At 54.1% G+C, this 3,603-nt stretch carries 2 protein-coding genes and 1 pseudogene; all 3 read left to right on the top strand.

Annotation, left to right across the window (positions count from 1 at the left end; all coding sequences use genetic code 11):
• Positions 1–134 precede the first annotated feature (134 nt).
• On the top strand, positions 135–464 hold the full coding sequence (locus tag HN413_18395) for a PTS lactose transporter subunit IIB (GenBank protein MBT3392372.1): 330 nt from the start codon (positions 135–137) through the stop codon (positions 462–464).
• Positions 465–467: 3 nt separating this feature from the next.
• Positions 468–3,004: pseudogene (gene ptsP / locus HN413_18390) on the top strand (phosphoenolpyruvate--protein phosphotransferase).
• A gap of 114 nt (positions 3,005–3,118) precedes the next feature.
• Positions 3,119–3,603 (top strand): alcohol dehydrogenase catalytic domain-containing protein (locus HN413_18385; protein MBT3392371.1); only part of this gene is annotated, 485 nt, incomplete at its 3' end.

Genomic DNA, 3,603 nt, shown 5'->3' with positions numbered 1-3,603 from the left:
AAATCTCGGAGGTCTTCTTCTCAGAAATAGTAATCGTTTGTTTGTGAGGAAACCAGGAATATGCGCAAGCTGGATTCATGGGTTCCTGGTTTCCTCATACTCATATTGACAATAGCAACGAATAGGAGAATCTCATGGCAAATTCAATCCTCGCGACAGATGTTAATACGATCATTTTGGCCTGTGAAGCCGGTATGGGCTCCAGCCTGATGAGTGTGAATTCGCTCAAAAAGAAACTCAAGAAGGCCAAAATAACGAGCGTAACCGTGAAGCATTTGCCTGCGCGCGAAGTACCCGCAAATGCAAAAGTTGTGGTTGTGCATAAAGGGCTGGCAAAAGTGGTACGGGGCAAAGCTCCCGAGGCCGTTGTTGTGACCTTCAACCACTTTCTCAATGACCCGGCGTTTGATGCTTTAGTGCAGGCGTTTGTTGATGGCAGCGAAATTACGGCTTCAGGAGAGTAAATTGTGGCTATCTTAGCGCTTGATCGCATTCAAGTACAGGCTTCCGCTACCGATAAGCAGGATGCCATTCGAAAAGCGGGGGCGTTACTCGTCAGCAGCGGTTGTGTTGCTCCGGCCTATGTAGACGGTATGCTGGCCCGCGAAGAAACCATGTCCACCTATTTAGGGATGGGGATCGCCATTCCGCATGGCGAATATGATAATCGCGACGATATTCATCAGACCGGCATTTCCGTGCTGCAACTCCCCGACGGTGTGGAGTGGGAAGATGGCGAGAAAGCGCATCTCATCATTGGGATCGCGGCTTCGTCCGACGAGCATGTGGGGGTGCTGGCTCAATTAGCCGAGGTGCTTGAAGATGAGGATTTAACCGCGAAATTGATCCAAACCACCGACCCGGAGTTGATTCTATCGACTTTGGGCACGTGATTTGATGTAAAGACGTCTGACAACGAAACCCGTATACGAAAGTTGGTTATGCTATGAAGCAACTAGATATCGTCATCCAAAACCCCACTGGATTGCACGCCCGTCCGGCGAAAGTCTTTGTCACTATGGCAAAGGGTTATAAATCCGATATTCGTGTGTTTAATGGCGAGAAAAAAGCCAACGCTAAAAGTCTGATTTCATTGCTGACTTTAGGCGTTGAAAGTGGCAGCGCGATCCGCATTGAAGTGGATGGCGAAGATGAAGACGCGGCGCTGACAGCTTTAGAACAAGCGATCCTGAGCGGTTTGGGCGAAGAAGAACTCATTGAGCGGGTTGCCGCGGCAGCAGAACCAACCCCGGAGGTGGATCCACTCCAAAAGCCGCAACCACCCCAAACGGAACCCGCCACGCTCCCTGAAAATTGCATTCAGGGCATACCCGGCGCGCCGGGAATCGCTATCGGCCCAATCTATCATCTGAAACGCTCCGAAATTAAAGTCGAAGAGACTTTCGAAGGCGAGTCGGCCGAGAAAAATCAGTTGCAGGCGGCGATTGAGCAGGCCAAAGGCCAGGTGGCGCGTTTGCACGCTCAGATGCTGGCGCAGGATGCTGGCAGCGAGGCGGCCATATTTGATGTGCATCTGGAATTATTGGATGATGTCGAGTTGCTCGATGCCGTGCTGGCAAAAATCAACCAGCGGCAGAGCGCAGCTCTGGCGTGGCAATCCACAATTGATGCGCGTGCCAAGCTGGTTGCCAGCCTGGATGACCCCTTGCTGGCCGCCCGCGCCGCCGATTTGCACGATGTAGGCTACCGGGTGTTGCGTATTCTGGCGGGCGTGGCTGGTGAAACCGTGCAATTCCCAGATCATCCTGTGATTGTGGCGGCTGATGATTTGTCGCCTTCGGATACGGCTTCATTAGACCGCGATAAAGTCTTGGGTTTCTGCACCGCCAGCGGCGGCCCGACGGCACACACGGCGATTATCGCCCGCGCCCTGAGCCTGCCCGCAGTTGTCAGCGCGGGGGAACGCGTGCTGACGTTGGATGATGGTATGCTCGTAATTTTGAACGGTGATGCGGGTTTGTTAACGCTCGAGCCGGGCGAAGCCGAAATTGCCGCGGCGAAAGCTATGCAGCAGGCGGACCAAAAACTGCGCCTTGAAGCGCAGCAATCGGCTGGCGCCCCGGCGACTACCCGCGACGGGCACCGGGTTGAGATCGCGGCCAATATCGGCGGTGCGGCTGAAGCACGTGAAGCGCTGAAATCTGGCGCGGAGGGCGTGGGCCTGCTGCGCACCGAATTCTTATTCTTAGAGCGCAAGCAGCCCCCATCGGAAGATGAGCAATTTGCCGTCTACCGCGAAATTGCAGAGGCTATGCAAAATGCCCCCGTTATCGTGCGGACGCTGGATGTGGGCGGCGATAAACCGCTGCCTTATATTGAAATGCCCGAAGAAGTCAATCCATTTTTGGGTGTGCGCGGTATCCGGCTGTGCCTGACGCGGCCGGCATTATTTCGTGAGCAACTTCGAGCGGTACTGCGCGCCACGCAATACGGCACGCTGCGCATCATGTTCCCTATGGTCGCCGATCTGGCTGAGTGGTTGGAAGCCCGCGCGCTTGTGGACGAAATCTGCGCCGAGTTGGGCGTTTCCAGTGTCGAGATGGGCATTATGATCGAAGTTCCTTCGGCGGCGCTGATGGCAGATGTCTTCGCCCAGCACGTCGATTTCTTCTCAGTCGGCACCAACGACCTGACTCAATACACATTAGCGATGGACCGTATGCACCCGCAATTGGCGGGCAAATCGGATGGTCTGCATCCGGCTGTGCTGCGTTTGATTGATGCTACGGTCAGAGCTGCGCACGCTGCTGGAAAGTGGGTGGGGGTGTGTGGCGAGTTGGGCGCTGATCCTCAGGCGATCCCTGTTCTGATAGGCTTGGGCGTTGATGAGTTAAGCGTCACCGTCCCCGCCATCCCAACTGTCAAGGCGCAGGTACGCACCCAAAATTATTTAGAAACTCAAGCGTTGGCGCGCAAAGCATTGGCCTGTGCCACAGCTTTCGATGTGCGTCAGCTTGTAAGTAATTTTCCAACATACGAATAGAACGCGGATAACGCGAAATTGAACGGATTTTCGCGAATTTATTTCTAAAAGTGAATTCGCGAAAATCCGCCTCATCTGTGTCGTCCGCGTTCTATTGAAAAACGGTGAAAAAAAATGTCTAAATACCAACAATATCGTTCTGCAAACGCAATAGTTCCCGAAAAAACCTGGGCGTGGAATTTATACGGCGCGGGCGTAGAAAATATCGGGCGGGATAACCAGCCCGAACAATTCGATATCCCCGAACCGGCAGATGACCAGCTTCTGGTACGCATTGACAGTGTGGGGATGTGCTTCTCGGATGTCAAGATCATCAATCAGGGGGGCGGCCATCCCAAACTCTACAACCGTGATCTCTCCAAAGAACCGGGCCGCCTGGGGCATGAAGTCTCGCTGACAATCATCAAAGTGGGTGCGGATTTGCAGGAGCAGTATCACCCCGGCCAGCGCCTGGCCGTTCAGCCGGATATTTATCAAAATGGCAAGAGTACGGCCTACGGCTACACCATCCCCGGCGGGCTGATTCAATATCATCTCATCGGCCCCGAAGTGTTGGATACCGACGCAGGCGCTTGCCTGCTGCCCCTGGAAGGCGAAAT

It is taken from the genome of Chloroflexota bacterium (assembly GCA_018648225.1).
GTDB lineage: Bacteria > Chloroflexota > Anaerolineae > Anaerolineales > UBA11858 > NIOZ-UU35.
The sequence above is the reverse complement of the archived record's forward strand: the minus strand, read 5'-3'. Positions and strand labels throughout refer to the sequence as shown.

Bases quoted from the DNA above. Each gene is read 5' to 3' on its own strand.
- HN413_18395 (MBT3392372.1), top strand. From the start codon at position 135: ATGGCAAATTCAATCCTCGCGACAGATGTTAATACGATCATTTTGGCC.